This window comes from Pseudomonas aegrilactucae, assembly GCF_019168305.1.
Taxonomy (GTDB): domain Bacteria; phylum Pseudomonadota; class Gammaproteobacteria; order Pseudomonadales; family Pseudomonadaceae; genus Aquipseudomonas; species Aquipseudomonas aegrilactucae.
The window spans coordinates 1-22,231 of record NZ_JAHTBI010000010.1 but is presented as its reverse complement, the minus strand read 5'-3'; the positions used below and the strand labels follow the sequence as shown (position 1 = coordinate 22,231).

18 protein-coding genes and 3 pseudogenes are annotated in these 22,231 nt (G+C 63.6%); 14 read left to right on the top strand and 7 right to left on the bottom strand.

The window, feature by feature from the left end:
• Positions 1–54: 54 nt before the first annotated feature.
• Positions 55–804 (top strand): TraX family protein, encoded by a 750-nt coding sequence (locus tag KUO17_RS03370; RefSeq protein ID WP_217973610.1) that lies wholly within the window; start codon positions 55–57, stop codon positions 802–804.
• Between the two features lie 382 nt (positions 805–1,186).
• Here the strand turns inward: KUO17_RS03370 and KUO17_RS03365 are convergent, their stop codons facing one another.
• Complete coding sequence (locus KUO17_RS03365) at positions 1,187–1,687, bottom strand: DUF4019 domain-containing protein (RefSeq protein WP_217973609.1); 501 nt, start codon at positions 1,685–1,687, stop codon at positions 1,187–1,189.
• A gap of 487 nt (positions 1,688–2,174) precedes the next feature.
• On the opposite strand from KUO17_RS03365, the gene KUO17_RS03360 reads away from it, so the two are divergent.
• Positions 2,175–2,753, top strand: a complete 579-nt coding sequence (locus KUO17_RS03360; protein ID WP_217973608.1) for a plasmid pRiA4b ORF-3 family protein — start codon at positions 2,175–2,177, stop codon at positions 2,751–2,753.
• Between the two features lie 97 nt (positions 2,754–2,850).
• Here the strand turns inward: KUO17_RS03360 and KUO17_RS03355 are convergent, their stop codons facing one another.
• The 3 genes and pseudogenes from KUO17_RS03355 to KUO17_RS03345 form a co-directional block, all read right to left on the bottom strand.
• The gene (locus KUO17_RS03355) at positions 2,851–3,348 is read right to left on the bottom strand and encodes a RidA family protein (RefSeq protein WP_217973607.1); all 498 of its coding nucleotides are present in this window, start codon (positions 3,346–3,348) and stop codon (positions 2,851–2,853) included.
• A 75-nt stretch (positions 3,349–3,423) separates the two neighbouring features.
• On the bottom strand, positions 3,424–4,839 hold the full coding sequence (locus tag KUO17_RS03350; protein WP_255263384.1) for an NAD(P)/FAD-dependent oxidoreductase: 1,416 nt from the start codon (positions 4,837–4,839) through the stop codon (positions 3,424–3,426).
• 539 nt (positions 4,840–5,378) lie between these two features.
• Positions 5,379–6,012, bottom strand: a pseudogene (locus KUO17_RS03345) (dTMP kinase).
• A 219-nt stretch (positions 6,013–6,231) separates the two neighbouring features.
• On the opposite strand from KUO17_RS03345, the gene KUO17_RS03340 reads away from it, so the two are divergent.
• The 9 genes from KUO17_RS03340 (at position 6,232) to KUO17_RS03300 (ending at position 15,535) form a co-directional block, all read left to right on the top strand.
• Positions 6,232–6,891 (top strand): YcxB family protein, encoded by a 660-nt coding sequence (locus tag KUO17_RS03340; RefSeq protein ID WP_217973606.1) that lies wholly within the window; start codon positions 6,232–6,234, stop codon positions 6,889–6,891.
• A gap of 42 nt (positions 6,892–6,933) precedes the next feature.
• On the top strand, positions 6,934–7,953 hold the full coding sequence (locus tag KUO17_RS03335; RefSeq protein ID WP_217973605.1) for a beta-ketoacyl-ACP synthase 3: 1,020 nt from the start codon (positions 6,934–6,936) through the stop codon (positions 7,951–7,953).
• Complete coding sequence (locus KUO17_RS03330) at positions 7,953–8,960, top strand: NAD-dependent epimerase/dehydratase family protein (RefSeq protein WP_217973604.1); 1,008 nt, start codon at positions 7,953–7,955, stop codon at positions 8,958–8,960. Before KUO17_RS03335 ends, KUO17_RS03330 begins: the two co-directional genes overlap by 1 nt.
• Positions 8,957–9,811 (top strand): MBL fold metallo-hydrolase, encoded by an 855-nt coding sequence (locus tag KUO17_RS03325; RefSeq protein WP_217973603.1) that lies wholly within the window; start codon positions 8,957–8,959, stop codon positions 9,809–9,811. Before KUO17_RS03330 ends, KUO17_RS03325 begins: the two co-directional genes overlap by 4 nt.
• A complete protein-coding gene (locus KUO17_RS03320) occupies positions 9,801–11,159 on the top strand; it encodes a F390 synthetase-related protein (protein ID WP_217973602.1) in 1,359 nt (452 codons plus the stop codon). Before KUO17_RS03325 ends, KUO17_RS03320 begins: the two co-directional genes overlap by 11 nt.
• Positions 11,147–12,301 (top strand): ATP-grasp domain-containing protein, encoded by a 1,155-nt coding sequence (locus tag KUO17_RS03315; protein ID WP_217973601.1) that lies wholly within the window; start codon positions 11,147–11,149, stop codon positions 12,299–12,301. The genes KUO17_RS03320 and KUO17_RS03315 overlap by 13 nt, the downstream gene beginning before the upstream one ends.
• On the top strand, positions 12,292–13,437 hold the full coding sequence (locus tag KUO17_RS03310; protein WP_255263383.1) for a hypothetical protein: 1,146 nt from the start codon (positions 12,292–12,294) through the stop codon (positions 13,435–13,437). The genes KUO17_RS03315 and KUO17_RS03310 overlap by 10 nt, the downstream gene beginning before the upstream one ends.
• Positions 13,434–14,450, top strand: a complete 1,017-nt coding sequence (locus KUO17_RS03305) for a Rieske 2Fe-2S domain-containing protein (RefSeq protein ID WP_217973600.1) — start codon at positions 13,434–13,436, stop codon at positions 14,448–14,450. Before KUO17_RS03310 ends, KUO17_RS03305 begins: the two co-directional genes overlap by 4 nt.
• Before the next feature lie 158 nt (positions 14,451–14,608).
• On the top strand, positions 14,609–15,535 hold the full coding sequence (locus KUO17_RS03300) for a class I SAM-dependent methyltransferase (RefSeq protein WP_255263382.1): 927 nt from the start codon (positions 14,609–14,611) through the stop codon (positions 15,533–15,535).
• A gap of 322 nt (positions 15,536–15,857) precedes the next feature.
• Here KUO17_RS03300 and KUO17_RS27030 read toward each other — a convergent pair.
• Together KUO17_RS27030 and KUO17_RS27025 are read right to left on the bottom strand one after the other, a co-directional pair.
• Positions 15,858–16,301, bottom strand: a pseudogene (locus tag KUO17_RS27030) (methyl-accepting chemotaxis protein); the annotation flags it as partial.
• A gap of 117 nt (positions 16,302–16,418) precedes the next feature.
• A pseudogene (locus tag KUO17_RS27025) lies at positions 16,419–17,198 on the bottom strand (PAS domain-containing protein); the annotation flags it as partial.
• A 183-nt stretch (positions 17,199–17,381) separates the two neighbouring features.
• Between KUO17_RS27025 and KUO17_RS03290 the strand changes: the two are divergent.
• Positions 17,382–18,272 (top strand): bestrophin family protein, encoded by an 891-nt coding sequence (locus KUO17_RS03290; protein ID WP_217973598.1) that lies wholly within the window; start codon positions 17,382–17,384, stop codon positions 18,270–18,272.
• A gap of 5 nt (positions 18,273–18,277) precedes the next feature.
• On the opposite strand, the gene KUO17_RS03285 is transcribed toward KUO17_RS03290, so the two are convergent.
• Positions 18,278–18,889 carry a nucleotidyltransferase family protein gene (locus KUO17_RS03285; protein WP_217973597.1) on the bottom strand — a complete coding sequence of 204 codons (612 nt, stop codon included), beginning with the start codon at positions 18,887–18,889 and terminating at the stop codon, positions 18,278–18,280.
• A gap of 114 nt (positions 18,890–19,003) precedes the next feature.
• Between KUO17_RS03285 and KUO17_RS03280 the strand changes: the two genes are divergently transcribed.
• Both KUO17_RS03280 and KUO17_RS03275 read left to right on the top strand, forming a co-directional pair.
• Positions 19,004–21,001: a peptidase U32 family protein gene (locus tag KUO17_RS03280; protein WP_217973596.1), complete on the top strand. Its 1,998-nt coding sequence runs from the start codon at positions 19,004–19,006 to the stop codon at positions 20,999–21,001.
• Between the two features lie 145 nt (positions 21,002–21,146).
• Positions 21,147–22,109 carry a hypothetical protein gene (locus KUO17_RS03275; RefSeq protein ID WP_217973595.1) on the top strand — a complete coding sequence of 321 codons (963 nt, stop codon included), beginning with the start codon at positions 21,147–21,149 and terminating at the stop codon, positions 22,107–22,109.
• Positions 22,110–22,231 lie beyond the last annotated feature (122 nt).

The following is a 22,231-nucleotide window of genomic DNA, read 5'->3' as shown; positions in this document are numbered from 1 at the left end:
CGCACCCGATCGGGCGCTGCCGGGTATTCCCGTGGCGCGCCCCATGGAGGTTGAATGAGGGTTGAGCCCGCGTCATTGCGCCCGGAATACGCTGCGTACCCGCGCAATGCCGCGCTGGACCTGGTGAAGTGGCTGGCCATGTTGACCATGCTGCTGGACCATCTGCGCCTGCTCTGGCCATACATGCACAGCCTGTTCGTGCCCGGGCGCCTGGCATTCCCGTTGTTCTGCCTGGCGATCGCAGCCAACGTCGCACGTGCGCGACCGGATCAGTTGTTCAGCAGCACCAATGCTCGTTACCTGACATACATGCTGGTATTCGCGCTCGTTTCCGAGGCGGTGTACCGCCCCATGAGCCCGGCTGGCACGCTCAACGTGATGTTCACCTTGCTGCTGGGCCTGCTGATTGCCTGGGGGTTTCACTACCGCAGCGTACTCAGCGCCGGCATGACCGTGGGCGCCGCCGCGTTGGCCGCGTGGATGGACGGGCCGTTGATGTACGGATTCCTGGGTTGCCTGCTGCCGGCGGCGTTGCTGCTGGCGATCAAACGGCCGGGACCGAGTTGGGTGCTTTCGGCCGTACTCTGCGTGGCGATCAATACCCGCAGCAGCCTGTGGGCGAGGGCGATGGACGTGGATGCCTACTCACTGGCCGTGCTGGGTAGCGCGTTCGCCGCGCCACTGATCGGCCTGTGGCTGCTGCGCACGCCCATTGCGATCAAGGTCTGGCCGGTGGGGCAGTGGGGGTACTGGTTTTACCCGCTGCACCTTGCGCTGTTGCAGGCACTGCGAGCGACGCTGTAGCCATACGACGTTGCGCAAGGCGTTGAGTGGCACGCCAAAGCGTGCGAGCCTTGCGCGTTTGCAACCGTGCCTGCACAAGGCGCGCGGGAAGGAACCTGATTAGCGATGAGAGTTTTTCCAGGCAGTGTGATGATGTTGGGTGCACTGGGCGGGGTGTGTGGGGTGTATGCGTGCTGGACGACGGAGTAGCCTCGGTCACGAAGAGGGGAAGGACATGCCGATTGATCAGCATGACCACGGACAGGTTTGACAACACACTTAACTCAACTAAATGTCTATTTAGTTGAGTTATATGAAAATCAATCAATTTTTTCCGGCGGCAGGGCGCTGCCCGGTGCAACGTCTACATTTCAACGCGCGGCCGCACGCTTGATCTTATTGATTAAAAGAGCCGCACTTGCGCAGCAACCTCGACGCTTTTGCTGATGTTATAGCCAGCAACACGCCATTGTTCATCCTCTTCACTAAGCAGTATGAGCTCGGTGACGGTCATGTTTGCAAAGGTCGACTGGATCTGGACCGCAGCGTAATGGCCAGGAGGAGCATCAGGCAGCTGTTTTGTGAAAGAGATCTGCGCGCGCTCACGTTGCTTGAACTCACCAAGCCCCATACGCAGGCCGCCGATTGTTTTTACCCAGACAGATTCGGACATGATCGCCTTGAGCGCTGAACTCGACGGCGGCCAGGTCATATCGATTCTTCCTGCATCGAGCAACAGCAAGAACTCTAGAGCCTTATCGACCACCAGGCGCTGCTGTTGCGCAGAGCCCGGGTCGGAAAGCGTTACAGTTGATGTGCTTGTATTGGGCGCGTTGGTGTTGATTGAGATGTCGCAGCCAGCGAGCAGCAACAAGCTGACAATCCCGGTGATACATTGCTTCATGCAAAAGCCTCGCGGGTTGAGGGATCCAGCGCAGGATTAAATCGGAAACCAGACGCGATGACCAATCGGGATCATGACGTGAGCATGATTGCGCAGCTTGAGAACGGACCTACACAGGGTACGGTGATCGGATAGATAGGTACGCATAATGTATATTATGTTAAATCATATGCTATGTAAGATATGTTCATACTGTGTTGTCTGTCTCCACTAACCTACGCAGCCGATTCCACAAACCCCCGTACTCCTTGCAAATCAGCATCCATGGCATCCAAAGCTCAGGCATTTTGTCATCTCCCGTTTCTCAAACCTGCGAAGCCCTAACGGCTGCACAGTTGTCACAGCTCCCGTCCTCGCGGTCTGACTTGCCGCGCTGAAAAAATCCCAAGTAACATGCGGTGCTGCGATTTATAGCCTGGTGGGTACTGCGTTGCTGCCCTGGAACATATCTTTGAACCACACTGAACACTGCGAGGCCGCCTGATCCATGGTTAAAACTGTCCGTTTACCCAAACCCGCCCCCGACTTGTTGCTGCTGCACATTGAGCTGAAGTGGATCACTCCGAAGATTTGGCGTCGGTTCGCGGTGCCTGAGAACATTACCTTGGGCAAACTGCACCATGTCATCCAGGTCGTGATGGGCTGGAGTGATAGCCATCTGCATGAGTTTGAAATTGCCGGTGAGAATTACGGCATGCCCGACCCTGATGGCTGGGGGCCGGCGGTGAACCCGGAAGCCCGTAAAACGCTGATCAAGGCGCTGAGCGGAAAGCGCACATTCAATTATCTCTACGACTTTGGTGACAGCTGGCATCACAGTATCAAGGTCGAAAAAACGCTACCCGCTATTGCCTGTCCTCAGTTGCCGTACTGCATCGAGGGCGCCAATGCTTGCCCGCCGGAAGACGTGGGTGGCGGGCCTGGTTACGAGGACTTTCTGGAGGTGATGGCCAACCCCGATCATCCAGAGCATGACGCGATGGTTGAATGGCATGGCGATGTTTTTGATCCAGCGGCATTTGAGTGCGAGCGCGTGAACCAGTGGCTTAAACGGATTAAGGTTTGAGTTGCAAGGCGGCGTGGGGTTCATGTAAGGAGTACATCCGTACTCCTTGTACTATTCACCTTGAACAACTGCGGTCAACCGCCTGCATCCCCTCCCCTCAAGGACGAACCGCAGTCACCTCAATCTCAACCCGCCACGCAGGATGCGCCAACCCGGCAATCTGGAACGCCGAGCGTGCAGGCAGGTTAGGCTGCTTGGCGCCCGGTCCGAAGAACTGGGTGTAGCCTGCCATGAAGCCATCGAAATCCATCTTGCCGCCGTTCTCCGGCCCGCCCACCAGGAACACCTGCATCTTCACCACATCCTTGAGGCCAAGACCCAGCGCTTTCAACTGTTGCTCGATTTGCTCAAGCACACTGACCGTCTGCGCCTTGGTATCACCAAAAGACTCCAGCGAATCCTTGGCTGCACTGGCATTTGTGACCGCCGGAACGCTACCGCTCAGATAGACCACCGCTTTGCCGGCAGGCACCTCCACCGCCGACGAGATCGGGAAACTACCCGCACTGTGGCGCACAACATCCTGTGCCTGAACGCCGCCGACAGCGGCAACGGTCAAGGCCAATGCGGCAACGGTCTTCAAAGCAAACTTCATATGTATCTCCCTAAATGACTGGCCAGTTGTATCTGCACGCATCAGATGACAGGTGCACTGGCCATTCCAATGTGATTAAAACCGATAAAGGCTGAACGGCTTTGGATCAAGCACCGGCGCCTTGCCAAGCAGCAGGTCTGCCGTCAGTTCGGACGACACCGGGCTCTCTGTCATGCCCCAGCCGGTCGCGGTGTTCATGACCAGGCCAGGATACTCATTGACCCGCGAAATGATCGGGTTCTCATCCGGGGCGATCGCCATGGCTCCGCTCCACTGATCGATCAACTTCGACTCTGCGAAGGCAGGGAACTCGACCTTCAGCTTCTCAAAGGATGCATCAAGCTCCGGAATGTCCGGGGCCGCGGTCATCAGCCTGTTCTTCTCGAACGGCGAAACCTCATCCAGTTTCCAGTGGGTAGGCTGGAAGAAGGAGTTGATCAGTTGTTCGTTGAGCGCGATGTGCACCGGGAAATCAGGGATGGCCAGCAGCGGCAGGTATTTGTAGCCGTACGTGAACGACTCCTTGACTACCGGCGCAACGACGACGCGAGGCGAGGTGGCGTAGGTACCGTCGGCCTGCTCGCGGAAGTAGATGTTGCCAGGCAACGCCACGTTGCCACCAGGCGCACGGGGGGCCGCGGTGATGATCTGCTGCGACTGATAGGCTGGCAATGTCGGCACATCGACGCCCAGGTTCTGCATGAACAACCGGGACCACGCACCGCCGGCCACGACGACGCGAGACGTCTTGATGGCACCCTTCTCCGTCACCACATCCGAAATGGCGCCCGCCTGGGTTTCCAACCCCCTCGCGGCGCAGTTGGTGTAGATCCGCACACCCAGTTTCTTCGCGTACTCTGCCATGACAAACGAGGCGCGCTCGGCGTCCAGGCTGCCAGAGTCTTCCTCGAAGCCTGCGACTGTCCAACGTGACGACGCACCGCGTACCCGCTGTTCGAGTTCGCTACCCTGGATGATCCGTGTCTTGAAGGGAATGTCGGAGCCTGCTTCCCTGGTTTTGACATCGATCCACTTTCTGACGTTTTCCAGGTCCTCTTCATCGAACGGCACCTCGACCCGGCCCTGGGTGCGATAACTGGTATCCACACCCACCTTGGCGTTCATCTCGCGCCACCGTTGCTTGGCCAGGTGGTGCAACTGGAAGGTCGCATCAGGCATCTTGTAGGTCATGACCTGACCGTAGAACCGGCAGGACTGCTCGCCAGCAATCTCACCCTTTTCAACGATGACCACGGACAGACCGCGCTCGGTGAGGTTGATCGCGGTCATGAGGCCCAGAATACCCGCACCGATGACCACCACGTCTGCTTGCTTGGCAAGCGGCCCTTCGGTGCCTTGCACAAAGCCGAACCTCGGTTTGCCGGGGACCAATCTGCCCTCGCGCGTCAGCATGGGAGTCAGAATCCCCGCGCCAGCGGCAACCGCCAGCACGCCGCCGCCAATCAATAGTTTTCGCCTTGTAACGCCCATTCAATGTTCCTTTTCTCGATGGGTTACCGACCTCGTAAGCAGCAAGCTGCACTCGCGAAAAGGTGATCCCAGGCACACAAGACGTGTTTAATGGGGTCAGCCGATCGCGGGCGGGACGGATCGCCCCACTGGCTGCTGTCGTTCGGTATCGGGTGTTTCAGTAGAGGGCGTGGGTCACGCGCTTGACCTACCGAGGGGCAGGCGCAGCCTGGACGCGATACCACCGAAGGGGGGTATCTGATGGGCGCCCAAGGGCGGGTGGAAGGTCGTGTCCACGCGTGGCCTTACAGTTTTCTAAGTAATATCCGACCATTCTGGTGGCGTATCGCTGTCAGAAAAATCGCTAGCGGCAAATACTTAGTTCAGATGTTTCTAAACTTTTCAGCTGGCAGCGAGCGTCGCCAGCCCACGCGATCGGGCAGCCGCCCTCCCCCTGACAACTCAGGGTCGGTGTCAAGCCAGTGCTGCCAGCCCGTCACGCCAGAGCAATGGCGTGGCGATGGATGGGTGCCGGCGATGAGGCTATCGGCGCTGAGCCATCAGCATCGCCCGCAGGCGCCTGGGGACGGCAACCGATAGATCTCGCGCACCACCTGCATGGTTGCAGCCTCTATTGCGCCTTCATTACGGCATAACACCCAGCCATGATCCGCAATCGCCCGCTCGAATGCCTCGGTGCTTGCAACATGCTCTTCCAGCTTGAGCATCACCGTGCTGCCCAACCCACGCGATCGTGACGCCGCCCGCGCCCATGAAACGTCCGGGTGGGTGACAACCCCTACGTGCAGGTCCGGTACGCGCACCTGTCGTTCGATGTTCAAGCGCAGAATCTCTGCAAACGGGAGTATCCGGCGAAACGCGGCATCCGACGGGTACCAGCGATCGATCAGGATGATGCTGTCGGCGGGCTGCCTTGTCAGCACGTGCTGGGAGATCCAGGCGCGGCTATCGGCAAAGCGCTCACACACCGCCCATTCCAGATCCGCGCTGGGGTTTCTGACCAGTGTGTTGACCAGGGCCATGGTTTCAGCACGATAAGGATCGCTTTTTTTTCTCGCAAAGCCGAATTACCTTCCTGTTGTCGGCCCTCAGTACTTTCGTGACTGCCTCCAGCAATGTGGTCTTGCCGGCGCCCTTGGGGCCATCCAGAGACACGAACAGGGGGCGATTCACGCTCCGGGCAACGAGTGGCAGACGGATCTTTCGACGTTCTCATCGCGGGGCATGGTGCTTCCTTCTATGGATATGAGCAGAGCGGTGAGGAAGAATTGTACTATGACCGGCTTCTGACATTCCCACACAGAGGCCCCCAGTCGATGACCCCTGCTACCCACCCTGGCAGAAGTCGGTAAACTGCCGCCCTCACCGAACATGGACCTCGGACCAAACCCCATGCAATTGCACTACAGCATTACCCCTGCCCATATCGAAGCCTTGATCGCCGAGCCACTGAAGCAGGAACTGCTCAAGCAGGACCAGCAGCAGGCCCGGGTCATGGCCAGCTTTGCCCGGTGGCAAAGCCGTCTGGTCGGGCCCGTGATGTTCACGCTGTGCCTGATCGGCGGCCTGCTGGCGATCTGTTTCCCCGAGCGCAGCATCACCCTGCAGAACGGCATCACCATGGCCCTGTTCACGCTGGTATTCAGTGCGCTCTGGTGGCGTTTTTCCGGGCGCTGGATCCAGCACCTGCAAGCGCGTATCGCCGCCAACCACGCCAAGCCTCGCGCGCCGGTGCGCGGGCTGAACCAGCGGCTGATCGAAGCCAGGCTGCGAGCGCCGCTCAAATCCATCGAAAGCGCGTATTGCCTGAACTTCGACGAGCAGGGCTTCACCCTGGACAAGGCCCGCGGCGGCAAGACCACCCTGGCCTGGGAACAGATCGTGAGCGTGCAGCAAACGCCGGACTTCTACTGCGTGGCGTGTGCAGACATGGTGCGCCAGGGCCTAAGCTGCCTGGTCGCCAAGCACAGCGACCGGATGCCGGCCGAGGACTACCAGCAAGGGCTGCAGGCGTTCCTGAGCCAGTGCCCCGTGGCGCCCTCGAATCCCTGATCACACCTGCCAACTGCAGACGCCCCTACCCACGGAACCTGAATGCACAGATCAGCGCCCTACCCCCTCTCTGCCCGAGTGCTGGCCATTCTCGGGAGCGGCCACGCCCTGCCGGAGCGGATCGTGACCAGTGCCGAGCTGGACAACCAACTGGGCCTGCCGGCAGGCAGCGTGGCGCGCATCAGCGGTGTGCTCCAGCGCCATGTCGCCGGGCCGGCAGACAACGCCGCCAGCCTGGGCGCCACCGCCGCACGCCAGGCCCTGCAGGCGGCGGGTGTGGAGCTGGAGCAACTGGACCTGATCGTCTGTGCCAGCGCCACCCAGGACCAGGGCATGCCCTGCAACGCGGCACTGCTGCAACGGGAGCTGGGCCTGGGGCACTCGGGTATCCCGGCGATGGACATCAATGCCAGCTGCCTGGGCTTCATTGCCGCCCTGGATACGCTGTCCTGGCCGATCCAGGCCGGGCATTACCGGCGCGTGCTGCTGGTGTGCGCCGATATCGCCTCGTGCGGGCTGGACTGGCAGCAGGTGGAAGTCAGCGGCATCTTCGGCGACGGTGCGGCGGCGGTGGTGCTGGGCGCGGGCGACGGCGGCCCGAAGATCCTCGCCTCGCGCCTCAAGACCTACGCCGAAGGCGCAGCCCTGTGCGAGATACCCGCCGGCGGCTCGCGCTTTCATCCACGGCGCATCGACGTGCCATTCGAGCCCCTCACCAGCTTCGCCATGCAAGGCAAGGGCGTGTTTCGCCTCGCGGCCAAATACCTGCCCGCGCTGATGGACGATCTGTTGCAACAGGCCGGGCTGCGCCTGGAGCAGATCGACTGGGTGATCCCCCATCAAGCCAGCCAGCAGGCCATGCAGCACGCGGCCAGACGCTTGAGTGTCGACCCCGAGAAGCTCATCGATATCTTTGCCCGACATGGCAACCAGGTGGCGGCGTCTCTGCCCACCGCGCTGGATATCGCGGTGCGTGACGGGCGCATTCAACGCGGGCAGACGCTGATGCTGATCGGCACCGGCGCCGGCCTGTCCCTGGGCGGCATGATCCTGGAGTTCTGATGAAAGTCCTGGTTACCGGTGGCACCGGTTTTATCGGTCGGCATCTGGTCTGGCGGCTGGCCGCCGAAGGCTGCCAGGTGCAGTTCAGCGGACGCAACCCCGAGGCGGCGGCCGAAGTGATCGCCCATAGCGCGGCGCCCGTGTGCTGGCTGCCACTCGAACATGGCAGTCCGCACGCTAGGCAGGCCCTGACCCGGGCCAGCGTGGGGCACGACGCCATCGTGCATTGCGCAGCCCTGTCTTCGCCCTGGGGTTCGCCCCAGGCATTTGCCAGGGCCAACCTCGATTCCACCGCCGAGGTGATCCACGCCTGCCAGGAAAACCGCATTGCGCGGCTGGTACATCTCTCTACCCCGAGCCTGTATTTCGACTTCAGCGACCGCCTGGGCATCCGCGAAGACCAGCCGCTGCCAGCACCGGTCAACCACTACGCACGCAGCAAGGCGCAGGCCGAAGCCCTGCTGGGCCAGGCCGGCCTGCCCGACTGCGTGATCCTGCGGCCACGGGCCGTGTTCGGCCCCTGGGACGCGACCTTGATGCCGCGCCTGCTGCGGGTCATGCAGCACGGCGCGATTCCGCTGATGCGCGGCGGCACTGCACAACTGGACCTGACCTGCATCGACAACCTGGTGCACGCCGTGTGGCTGGCCCTGACCCGGCCCCTGCCGCGGCCACTATGCCTCTACAACCTGAGCAACGGCACGCCCCTGGCTTTCAAGGACCTGCTGCAACAGATGGCCGAGCACTTCCAGTTGCCACTGCGCACCCGCCGCCTGCCCTGGCGTCTGGTGCACGGCGTGGCACACCTGCTGGAGCTGAAGGCGCAGTTTGGCAACGGCGCCGAGCCCTTGATCACCCGCTACGGCGCCGGGGTGCTTGCCTTCAGCCAGACCCTGGACATCAGCGCCATCCAGCGCGAACTGGGCTATCGCCCGGTGATCAGCCAGCAACAGGGCATCGCCCAGCATGCTCAGTGGTGGCGGGCGCAACAGGGGCCCAGCGCATGAGCCGCCGTGTGCGACTGACGATCCTGCGGGCCGGCTGGTGCCAGCACCTGGAATGCATGGCTGACCGTGGCGGGCGCCTGGCGCCAGTGCGCTTCCCGGCGCTATGCGGGCTGATCGAGCACCCGGATCACGGCTGGATCCTCTATGACACTGGTTACGCCGAGCACTTCTTCCATGCCACCCGCGCCCTGCCCGAACGCCTGTACCGCCATGCGGTGCCTGTGCAGTTGCCCGCCGCCGATCAGCTCGGTGCACAACTGCATGCCCTGGGCATCGGCCCGGCGGATATCCGCTACGTGATCATTTCGCACTTCCATGCCGACCATGTCGCCGGCCTGCGGGACTTCACCCATGCGCGCTTCATTGCCCTGCAAGCCGATTGCCGGCATATCGAGCGCCTGCGCGGCCAGCGTTGGCGCGCAACCCTCGGTGGCCACCTGCCGGGGTTGCTGCCGGACGACTTCACGGCCCGCCTGCGCCTGGCCGACACCCGCCCGCGCTGCACCCTGCCGGGCTGGATGGCGCCCTTCGAGCAGGGCCTGGACCTGTTCGGCGACGCCAGCCTGATCGGCGTGCCGCTGCCGGGGCACAGTGCAGGCCAGCTGGGGCTGTTCATCGCCGATGCCCAGGGGCGCCCCGCGTTCCTGGTGGCAGACGCCTGCTGGTCGGTGCCGGCCTGCCGCGCCGAGCGTTTGCCCGCGGCGCCGGCGCTGTGGTTCGCCAACGCCGAGCGCAAGCAGTACCAGACTACCTACAGCGGCCTGGGGCAGCTGATCCGTCGCGAACCTGCGGTAGCGGTGCTGCCGTCGCATTGCAGCCAGGCCTGGGAGGCGTTCAACAATGAACAGTGAGCGCCTGATAGGGACTCTGCGCAGCATCGGGGCGTTCGTGTTCAGCCGCTATGGCCTGCGCTTTCGCCGCCGCGAGCGGCTGCAAGCCTGGCAGGCCCGGCGCCTGGCGTACTTCATGACCAAGGTCATGCCCCGTGGCGAACGTTTCAAGGGGCTGGCCAACGACGACCTGCACGCCTTGCCGATCATGGACAAGGCCACCCTGATGGGCGATTTCGCTGGCTTCAACACCCGCGCCCTGCGCCTTGAACAGGTGCTGCCGGTGGCCCTGCAGGCCGAACACTCGCGCAACTTCAGCCCGACACTTGGGGACATCACGGTGGGCCTGTCCAGCGGCACCTCCGGTGCCCAGGGCGTGTTCCTGGTCAGCAGCGTTGAACGCCAGCGCTGGGCCGGCATCCTGCTGGCACGCACCCTGCCGCGCGCGCTGCTGCCACGGTTGCTGTGCCCCTGGCTTGCGCCGCTGCGCATCGCCTTTTTCCTGCGCGCCAACAGCCGCCTGTACACCACCCTGGCAAGCCGGCGCATCGACTTCGCCTTTCATGACCTGACCCTGGGCCTGGCGGCTTCTCTGGAACGCCTCAACCAGCAGAACCCGGATGTGCTGGTGGCCCCGGCCACGGTGCTGCGCGGGCTGGCCCAGGCGGCGCTGGCCGGGCAGTTGACGATCCGCCCACGGCATATCCTGTCGGTGGCCGAAGTGCTGGAAAGCCGCGATGCCGAAGTGGTACAGCACGCCTTCGGGCGCAAGCCCCAGCAGATCTACCAGGCCAGCGAAGGCTTTCTCGGCTACACCTGCGAGGCCGGCACCCTGCACCTCAACGAAAGCCACCTGCACATCGAGCCACAGTGGCTGGACCCCGAGCGCACGCGCTTCCAGCCGATCATCACCGACTTTTCCAGGCGCACGCAGTTGATCGTGCGCTACCGCCTCAACGACATCCTGCGGGTGGCCGACACGCCCTGCCCCTGTGGCCGGGCGGAGCGAGCCATTGCTGCCGTGGAGGGCCGCGCCGACGAAATTCTCTGGCTGCCGCGCCTCGACGGCCAGCACCTGGCGCCGCTGTACCCCGACGTGCTGCGCCGTGCGTTGCTGATGCTGGGGGCGCAGCTCGAGGAGTACGAAATTCACCAGCAAGGGCTGCTCTGGCAGGTCAACCTGCACACCTCGGGCGACTACCACGGGCTGTGCCAGCGCTTGACCGACGCCCTCGCCGAGCTCTGCGCGCAACAAGGGTTGCAGCCGCCCAGCCTGAGCTTCGGTCACTGGCAGGCACCCCCGCCGCAGATGAAAAGACGCCGCCTGTTGATGCTGCAACGCCCCGAAGGACTGCCATGCGTGTACTGATACTCGGCGCCCGCGCCCCGGCCTGCCTGGAGTGGGCCCGGGCCTTCCGGCAGGCGGGCTGGACGGTGACCGTCGCCGATTCCCTGGCCCAGCCCCTGAGCCGCTTCAGCCGCGCTGCGGACCATTTCGTGCGCCTGCCGGAGCCCCGGCAAGACCCCGAGGCCTGGATCGAGGCGTTGGCGAGCGTGGTGCGCCAACACGCCATCGACCTGCTGCTGCCCACCTGCGAAGAGGTCTTCTACCTGGCCCACGGCCTGGAGCGCCTGCGCCCGTTGTGCCGGGTGTTCACCAGTGGTTTCGAGGTGCTGCACCGCCTGCACCACAAGGGTGAGTTCGCCGCCATGACCCAGGGCTGGGCCGTGGCCGCGCCGCCCACCCAACTGCTACGCGACCCGCAGGCGCTGCAGGCACGGGTAGCCGAACACGATGCGCTGGTGTTCAAGCCGGCCTACTCGCGCTTCGCCTCCCAGACCCTGATCCGCCCCAGCCCCGCGCAACTGGCGAAGGTCAAGCCAAGCGCACAGGCGCCCTGGGTGGCCCAGCAGTTTGTGCCAGGTCAGGAGCACTGCAGCTTCAGCGTGCTGGTCGACGGCCAGCTGCGCGCCCACAGCAGCTATCAGCCGCGCTACCGGGTCGGGCGCGGCTCGGGGATCTACTTTCACAGCGGCGCGCCGGCGCCGATTCGCACCTTTGTCGAGCAGTTCGGCCAGGCCACCCGCTACACCGGACAGGTGGGCTTCGACTTCATCGAGGACAGCCAGGGCCGCTTCCATGTGCTGGAATGCAACCCCAGGGCCACCAGCGGCGTACACCTGTTCGACGACCAGCGCGTGCAACTGGTGGCAGCGCTCGGCAGCGAGGCCGCCGAACCGCTGGAGGCGACCCTGGAGCCACGCATGATCGCCCTGGCCATGGTGCTTCTGGCCGCGCCGCGGCGCGTCCTGGACCGCGCGTTCTGGCACGACTACCGGCACGCCCGCGACGTGATCGTGCAGGACGGCGATCGCGGCCCGCTGACGGGCCAGGTGCTAAGCCTGTCGGAGATCATCGGCCGTGCCCTGAGCCGCCGCTGCGGGCTGCTGGCCGCCTCCACCGCCGATATCGAATGGAACGGCCAGCCGCTGGGGGCGCCATGCCCATGAACCTGCTGATGCCCGAACAACTGGCCCTGCAGCCATCGCGTACCGGCGACAGCAGTGCCCGGCATTACGTCAGCACCTGCGCGGGCGGGGCGCTGATCGGCAACGTCACCACCGCCCTGGCGCTGCTGGATACCGGCCACCATCAGTTCCCGGTGAGCATCAACCAGGGCGCTGAGGTGCCGGACAACTGCTATGTGGTCTCGCCCCAGACCGCCTACAGCGGCTATGCCCGCGAAGAGCTCCAGCGCCTGAAGCGTCCCTGGCTGGCCTGGCCGCTCAAGCTGCTGACCCAGTGTGTCGACTGCCTGCTGAGTGCGGCCAAGGTCGACCGACTGGTGCAGGTCAACAACTGGCTGCTGTCGACCAACCTCTACCCGGCCGACTGGAGCGGCGCCGACCTGCCAGCCATCACCGACCTGCTGCGCCAGCAGTTTCCCGACCACGCCCTGGCCTTTCGCTCCCTCAACGACTTCAGCAACCTCGCACTGCGCGAGCGCCTGCAAGCGCTGGGCTACCTGGCCATACCCAGTCGCCAGGTGTACCTGTTCGACGGCCGCGAGGGCGAGGGCTCGGCCTTCCTGCGCCACCACAACACCCGCCTGGACGCCACCCTGCTGCGCCGCAGCCCCTACCGCGTGGTGCCCGGCAGTGCCTTGAGCGCGGCCGACTTCCAGCGCATCGAGCAGCTCTACAATCTGCTTTATCTGGACAAGTACAGCACCCTCAACCCCCACTACAGTGCGCAATGGCTGCAACGCGGACACGCCGAGGGCTGGCTGGAGCTGCGCGCCCTGCGCAATCCCGAAGGGCGCATCGACGGTGCGCTGAGCTGGTTCGCCAACAGCACCCTGATCAGCGCGCCTATCGTCGGTTACGACACCGCCCTGCCCCAGCGCAGCGGCCTGTACCGTCAACTGACCAGGCTGTGCCTGCAAGAGGCGGTGAACCGCCGCCAGGTGCTCAACTTCAGTGCCGGGGCGGCCGCCTTCAAGCGCCTGCGCGGCGGCCAGCCCTATATCGAATACACGCTGGTCCATGTCGCCCACCTACCCTGGGCACGACGCGCGGTCTGGCACTTGATGGCCGTGCTGCTGCAACGCATCGGCGTGCCCCTGATGAGGAAACTCAAACTGTGAACAGCCCCCCTGCCTGGTGGCCCGTCGCCTTGAGCCGACAGTTGCACACGCAGCCCTTGGCCTGCACCCTGCACGGCGTGCCGCTGGTGGTGTTTCGCGATGCCGACGGCGCGCCTGCCGTGCTGCCGGATCGCTGTGCGCACCGCTTCGCCCCACTGAGCGCAGGCCGGCTGCGCGACGGCCAGTTGCAGTGCCCCTACCACGGCTGGCGCTTCGACGCCCAGGGCCGTTGCACACACCTGCCGGGCCAGGCGCAGCAGCGTTGCAGCCAACCCTTGCTGCAACCGCTGCACAGTTGCGAAGCCCACGGGCTGGTATGGGCCAGCCTCGCCAGCGAGCGGCCGAACACCGCGCCGGTGACGGCTGCTGAACAGACGCAGGCGCTGGACGTGTTCTGGATCAGCGACCAGCTGCGCTGCACCTTGCAGGACGCGGCGGAGAACTTCCTCGATGGGTTCCACACCCATTTCGTGCATGCCGGCTGGATCCGCCACGATCGCCAGCGCCAACGCATTCGCGCCTGGGTGCACAAGCTGGAGGACGGGATCGAAGCGCAGTACAGCGAAGAAGGCACCCAATCGGGCCTCCTATCGCGCCTACTCGAAGGCAACCGTGGCCTGAGCATGGGGCGCTTTCGCCTGCCGGGGCTGGCGGAGATCGAATACCGCGACCGCCAGGGCCGGCTCAACCTGCTGGTCAGCGCCTGGCTGAGCCCGGCTGGCGAAGGTGAATTGCGCCTGTTCGCGCGCGTTGCCACAGCCCGCGGGCGGGCGCCGGCCTGGCTCAAGCGCAGCCTGCTGCAGCCGTTGTTCAAGGTGATCCTGAAGCAGGACCGCAAGATTCTGGAGCACGTCAGCGCCAACCAGCAGCGCTTCGCCCAGGTGCCATTGCGCTGGCATCGGCAAGCGCCTCTGGACAGCGCCCAGGACCTGCTCGGACCATGGATCCGGCAACTGCTGGAGCACGGTGAACTGCGCGACTTCGAGCAGAGCAACCACACGTTCCTGCTCTGACCGACGACGTGCAGCAAGGTACCTGAGCCCGCAACGGGCTGATCCGCGCATGTGAGTCACGCCTCCCCGGCGCTCAATAGTTTCTGCCCCCAGCCGATACCCTCTTACTGCGCCAGCCCCCGCACTGGCACTCATCTGCACAGGACACAAGAGTGGATATGAATGTGAAAGGCATGGCGTTGGCCAGCAAGTACTGTCAGGGTCGCGGCCTTGAAATCGGCGCTGCCGCGCACAACGCTTTCTACTTGCCGGACTGCATCAATCTGGCCCCCTGCGACGGCGAGTCCTTTCTGTACCCGCAAGACCTGGAAGACTACACCCACTACAAGCAGGAACAGGCCAACTACGCTGCCGAACCTGCCAGGGTCGACGCACTGGGCGACTTCCTGGACATCCCCTTCCCGGACGAGACCTTCGACTACCTGATCACCTCGCATGTCATCGAGCACGTACCCAACCTGTTCGCGGCCTACGTCGAAGCCTCGCGGGTGGTGAAGAACGAGGGCGTCTTCTTTTGCATCTTCCCCAACCGAAACGCCGAACCCACTGACCGGGTCCGCGCACTGACCACCCTGGAACAAATGATCGATGCCTACGAAAAGCACGTCGACATGACCAGCCTCCCCGAGCACCTCTGGCGCGGCCACCATTTGGTGTTCTCGCTGCAGAGCATGCTGCGGGCGATCAACCTGATCAACAATGTCGGCCTGGGCCACTGGTTGCTCGAAAGCGTTGAACAGACCGATTCCAAGGTCGGCAACGGCCACACCGTGGTGCTCAGAAAGCAGCCTGGGCTGTCGGCACACAGGTTCAAGGACGCCAACGCGTTCAACGACGCGCTGGGCGCGCGGCTGGGTGCACAAGACCTCGAGGGCGCACTGCACCTGGTCAAGGTCGCGCTGTCGTTCGACTTCTTCAACCCGCACAACCTCTACCTGGCCTTCGCCCTCAGCTGCAAGCTGGACAATGCGCGCGAAGGGCTGGAGTTCCTGCGCCAGGCCCTGATCCTCACCCCGGAAAACGAAGAGTACCGCTCGCTTTTCGTCCAGTTCACCGGTGGCCCGTTCATCAACCCGGTGGCGTGAGCGCCGCTCCCACGCCTGCCGCTGACGCCTGTTCTGTTGAGTCAGTCGATCCGTTCTGCAAAGTCATTGACGCTGCGATATCACATAAATAGCTTAAAGCCAGCATCCAACATAAAGCAAAGTGACCGCGACTTCCCGTCTGGTCAACATCGGCACCACCGCCATCACCGTGCTCTGCCAGGTGGCCGACGCGTAGCACGCGCCAGGCAAACGCAGCCTCCAGGGAAGGACGCATGAGTGCGAATCGCAATTGCCATTGTCTTTCAAAACGCATCCACCTCGGATGGAACTGGAGCTGTACCCCGCAGGGTGGCGCCACGGTCTAGGGAAGCGGGCCGCGTCGCTGGTCCAGTGCCTGGGCAAACTCGCCCATCACTTCCACCACCTGCTGCGCGCCGCGATGGATCTCCAGGATCACCGTGCCGGCCTGGTTGGCCAGGCTCACGCCCTGCCCGGCCTTGAGCGTGCTGGACTGCATGCTGCTCACCGCGTGCCGGGCCAGCTCGCGGTTCTTGCCGACCACATCGCTGATCGCCAGCGTGGCCGCCGCAGTGCGCCGTGCCAGGTTGCGCACCTCGTCGGCGACCACCGCAAAACCACGCCCCTGCTCCCCGGCACGGGCCGCTTCGATGGCGGCATTGAGGGCCAGCAGGTTGGTCTGGTCGGCGATACCGCGAATGGCGTCGACAATGGTGCCGATCTCCTGCGATTGCGCACTCAACGCACTGATGCTCTGAGCAACCTGATCCAGCTCATCGGCGATACTTTGTACCACCGTGACGGTCTGCTGCACGACAGCAGTGCCCTGACGGGTATGGGCATCGGTCTGACGTGAGGTGTCGAAGGCCAGGCGGGCAGCGTTGGACTCGGCTTCGCGCTGCACCACCTCGCGGGTGATATCGGTGGCGAACTTGACCACGCCATACACATGCCCCTGGGCATCGTACAGCGGGTTGTAGGTCGCCTGCAGCCAGACGGTGGCGCCTTTGCTGGTGACCCGCTGGAACTGGCCGGCCTTATAGTCGCCACGGTTGAGTTCGGCCCAGAAGTCTCGATAGGCGTCGCTGTTTACCTCGCCTGGCGCGCAGAACAGACGATGATGCTGACCCACCACCGCCTCCAGCCGATAACCCATGACCCTGAGGAAGTTGGAGTTGGCGTTGATCACCTTGCCCGTGAGGTCAAACTCGATGACCGCCATTGAACGGTCGATTGCCTGCCTGAAGCTGGCAGCGGTTTGCGCGCGGCGCACCCGCTCGTCGATATCCTGTACGCAGGTGATGACACGCTGCACGCTGCCCTGGGCATCCCGCACCGGGACGTAGCTGACCTGCACCCAGAAACGCCGACCGCTGCGCGCCAGCCACACGCACTCCTCATCGACACTGCGCCCCTGGCGCAGCTGTTGCCAGCGTGCGGCGTATTCAGGGCTGCGCGCGTGTGCCGGCTCGCAGAGCATGCGGTGGTGGTTGCCAAGCAATTCGCTCAGGGCGTAACCCAGCATCGCCAGTAATGACTCGCTGGCCTCGACGACTTCGCCCTCGGGGCTGAACGTGACGATTGCCATCGCCTGCCCGAGAGCAGCCTGCGCGGCCTCCAGGGATGCCTGGCGGGTGCGGCTGTCGAGCAGGGCTTCCTGAAGTTTGCGAGTGCGCGTGAACATGGGAACTCCGGGGGCGGTTGCGTACGTGGCGATGCCGAAATGAGCCGCTATTAAGCCATCTTTCTGTAAAAGCTGTACAGATTTGTATTTTGTACAACTTTAGGCTGTGCATGCGAACCTTTGCCCTGTAGCGGACGTCCTAGCTAGCGCACTGTTGCTGACCGCTCGCCGCGAGGTTCCCGTTTGAAAGCTGCCATCGTCAAAAAATACCGCCTGATCATCAAGACCCTGGGCTACGTAGGCTGGTCGCTGTTCTGGCTGCTGCTGTGGGACATCGCCGTCACCGTCGACTTCATGCTGTTTCTCAACAGCAAGATCAACCTGCCGCTGATGCCCCTGACCTTGCTGGGTTCGGCGCTGGTGGTGCTGATCAGCTTTCGCAACAGCAGCGCCTACAACCGCTGGTGGGAAGCGCGCACGCTGTGGGGGGCGATGGTCAACAACTCGCGCAGCCTGGCGCGTCAGGTGCTGACCTTGCTCGACGACCCGGCTGCCGGGGTCAACCCGATCAAGGCCACACTGCTGCGTCGCCACGTGGCGTACGTGAACTGCCTGGCGGCGCACCTCAAGGGCCAGCCCTGCCCCAAGGAGGTAGAGGCGTTCATCCCCGCGCACGAGTTTGCCCGCAGCACTGCCACCAACAATTTTGCCAACGACATCCTCAACGGCTCGGCCGCGCTGTTGGCCGCCGAGTATCAGGCCGGGCGCCTGGACAGCATCCGCCTGGCGCGGCTGGAGTCAACCCTGGTCGAACTGTCCAACAGCCAGGGCGGGCTTGAGCGCATCGCCAATACGCCGCTGCCCTACCCCTACGTGTACTTTCCGCGCCTGTTCATTTCGCTGTTCTGCCTGATCGTGCCGGTGGGCCTGGTGGAGGCGCTGGGCTGGTTCACCCCGCTGGTGTCGACCGTGGTGGGCTTCATCCTGCTGGCCATCGAGCGCATCGGCACCGACCTGCAAAGCCCGTTTCGCTCCAGCGAACACCAGATCCAGATGGAGAACATCTGCGAAACCATCGAGAAAAACCTGCAGTCGATGCAGCGTGACGCGCTGGGCAGCGTGCGCGTAGCGTGAGCCGTTCAATGCCTTTCGTGTACCAGCGCGTGCAGTTGCTCGGGGGTATCGATGTCCAGCAGCACCCCAGCGTCGCTCACCGCTACCCGCTGCACCGCATCAGCATGGGCCAGCAACACCGCCTTGGCGCCCTGGGCACCTTGTAGGCACTCCAGCTCGGGCCAGAAGCGTCGCCCGAACAGCACCGGGTGACCGGCTACGCCATTGAACACCGGCAGCACGATACGCTCGGCGCTGGCGACCCTCACCAGCGCCTGCAGGGTTTCGCGCTGCAGGCACGGCATGTCACCCAGCAAGACCGCCACCGCACAGGCCGTGCTGGCCGGCGAAATGGTGCGCACACCACAGGCCAGGCTGTTGCCCATGCCCTCTGCGGCGTCCTGGCTGTGCACTATGCGCACCTGGGGTGAAACCGCCAGTTGCACGGGGTCATCCCCCTCGTGCAATACGACCCAGACCTGCTCCAGCACCGCGCACGGCACCTGCAGGCTGGCCGCCAGCAGCGCTCGGCCGTCCTGCACGCGCGCCAGCCGCTTGTCGGTACCGAAGCGTCGGGAAAACCCGGCAGCCAGCACCAGGCCTGCGACTGCCGGGGTGTCATTGGCGTCAGTGTGCATCCGTCCTTCCTCGCTGCATGGGCCATTTGCTCTGGACTATACCCCGACAGGGTGCCGGCCACGCGTTACGCCGCTACAATGCGCACCTACCGTGAACAGCCAGACTAAAAAAACATGTCCCTACCCAAACATCACCTCGAATTGCTCAGCCCTGCGCGTGACGTGGCGATTGCCCGCGAAGCGATCCTGCACGGCGCTGACGCGGTGTACCTCGGTGGCCCCAGCTTCGGCGCCCGCCACAACGCCTGCAACGAGGTGAGCGACATCGCCGGCCTGGTGGAATTCGCCCGCCGCTACCACGCCCGGGTGTTCACCACCATCAATACCATCCTGCACGACAACGAGCTGGAGCCGGCGCGCAAGCTGATCCACCAGTTGTACGATGCCGGCGTCGACGCCCTGATCGTGCAGGACCTGGGCGTGATGGAGCTGGATATTCCGCCCATCGAGCTGCATGCCAGCACCCAGACCGACATCCGCACCCTGGCGCGCGCCAGGTTCCTCGACCAGGCCGGCTTCTCGCAGCTGGTACTGGCCCGCGAGCTGAACCTGCAGGAAATCCGTGCGATCGCCGACGAAACCGATGCAGCGATCGAGTTCTTCATTCACGGCGCGCTGTGCGTAGCGTTCTCCGGGCAGTGCAACATTTCCCACGCCCAGACCGGCCGCAGCGCCAACCGTGGCGACTGCTCCCAGGCGTGCCGCCTGCCGTACACCCTCAAGGACGAAAAAGGTGGCGTGATCGCCTATGAAAAGCACCTGCTGTCGATGAAAGACAACAACCAGAGCGCCAACATTCGCGCGCTGGTCGAAGCAGGCGTGCGCTCGTTCAAGATCGAGGGGCGCTACAAGGACATGGGCTATGTGAAAAACATCACCGCCTTCTACCGCCAGCGCCTGGACGAGGTACTGGAAGACCGCCCGGACCTGGCCCGTGCTTCCAGCGGGCGCACCGCGCACTTCTTCCTGCCCGACCCGGACAAGACCTTCCACCGCGGCAGCACCGACTACTTCGTCAGCGAGCGCAAGATCGACATCGGCGCCTTCGACTCGCCGACCTTTACCGGCCTGCCGGTGGGCGTGGTGGAGAAGGTGGGCAAGCGTGACCTGCAGGTGGTCACCCATGCCCCGCTGTCCAACGGTGATGGCCTGAACGTGCTGGTCAAGCGTGAGGTCGTGGGTTTCCGCGCCAATATTGCCGAAGCCAAAGGCGAGTTCGATGAAGACGGCGAGAAGCGCTACCGCTACCGCGTCGAACCCAACGAGATGCCCAAGGGCCTGCACCAGTTGCGCCCCAACCATCCGCTGAGCCGCAACCTGGACCATAACTGGCAGCAGGCGCTGCAGAAGACCTCTGCCGAGCGACGCATCGGCCTTGACTGGAACGCCTGCCTGCGCGAAGACCGCCTGGAGCTGACCGCCACCAGCGAGGAAGGCGTGCACGCCAGCGCCACCCTGCCCGGCCCGTTCGGCCCGGCCAACAAGCCGGAGCAGGCGCTGGAGCAGTTGCAAGACCTGCTTGGCCAGTTGGGCACCACCCACTATCACGCCACACGCGTCGTGCTGGATGCGCCGCAGGCGTTCTTCATCCCCAACTCGCAGCTCAAGGCATTGCGTCGCGATGTTATCGAAATGCTCACAGCGGCGCGCATCGCGGCGCATCCGCGCGGCGTGCGCAAGGCCGAGACCACGCCACCGCCGGTATACCCGGAGTCGCACCTGTCGTTCCTGGCCAACGTGTACAACCAGAAGGCCCGTGACTTCTATCACCGTCATGGGGTGAAGCTGATCGATGCAGCGTACGAGGCGCATGAAGAGGCGGGTGAAGTGCCGGTGATGATCACCAAGCACTGCCTGCGTTTCTCGTTCAACCTGTGCCCCAAGCAGGCCAAGGGCGTGACGGGTGTGCGTACCAAGGTCGCGCCGATGCAGTTGATTCATGGTGATGAGGTATTGACCTTGAAGTTTGACTGCAAGCCGTGCGAGATGCATGTGATTGGCAAGATGAAGGGTCACATTCTCGATTTGCCGCAGCCGGGCAGCGTGAAGCATGTGGTGGGGCATATCAGCCCTGAGGACTTGCTCAAGACAGTGCCGCGCGGGATGCATTGAGACGAGAGATCACCGGGGGGCCATCAGCGAAATTTCCGCAAATATCCCCCCTCTCAGGGATAGCCACGCCAATAGGGGCGCAAGTAGACTCTGAGTGATGGCGTAACGACATCACTCACTACCGGACAGCGACAAGGAGTCTCAAATGGCCTATTTCATGATCAAGCCGGGCGAAAAAGTCACGGCGCTGGATTACATCAAACAGATCGCCCATCTCGACAACGTCACCCTCCCCACGCCTGAAGAGGTCAGGGCGCTGGAGGTCGGCGAGGTGGTGGAAATCAACTCGCGACTGCTCGACTATACCGCCGCCGCCAAGCTCACCGGCAGCATCGCCAAGGCCGAAGGCGATGCGCACCAGCGCATCGTGGTGTTCTCCTACGAGCGCACCACTACCCTGCACAAGGCCGCTTCGGCCACCAACCCCAGCATGCTCGGCTGGCAGTACGGCGCCGGCTTTCGCCTGATCGTCAACCACATGACCGCCAAAGCCTCGGCGGCCATGACCCTGTCGGCCATCGCGGCCGAAGCCAGCGTGGGCCTAAACAGCACCACGATCCTGGTGCAGTCCTACGGCGCCAATGCCCTGATGCCCGCCTACCCGGACGGCCACACCGGCTTTTCCGCGTTCAACGTCGACAAGCTGACGACCCTGGAAGGCTGGGTAGACGCCGCGCGCAAAAGCATCGGCGATGGTTGGGTAGACAAGACCCCTGCCGAAATCGACAAGATCATCACCAACACCCACCCGCTGCTGACCGGCATCGAGATCAGCACCACTGGCAAAAGCTGCTTCGACGGCATCGACCCGCTGACCCAGTTCGTGCTGTGGCGCTGCTACTACGGCGACTCGCTGGAAAGAACCCTGGACCACATCAAGACCGGCAATGGCTCAGGCATGAAGAAAGCGCGCGATTATCCCGACCTGATCAACAAGGACACCGTCCAGGCGCTCTATTGCAGCCTGTACGCGCAATACGGCGGTCTGGCTGGCCACGAGGTGGAGAAAATGCAGAAAAGCGAGGCGTACCTCAAGAGCATGCCGATGCCCGAAGCGCTCCGCTCCCAGGCCAAGGACTTCCTCGAAGGTTTCCGGCAGATGACCTGACCGCGGTGTGCGGTGCTGGCGCGCCTCCAAGGAAGGATGCCTATCGAGCGCCTCAACCTATGCTGTCTGGCACTTAGTGGTTTCACCGCGATCTGGTGTCGAACCACCAAGGCTGACAACTC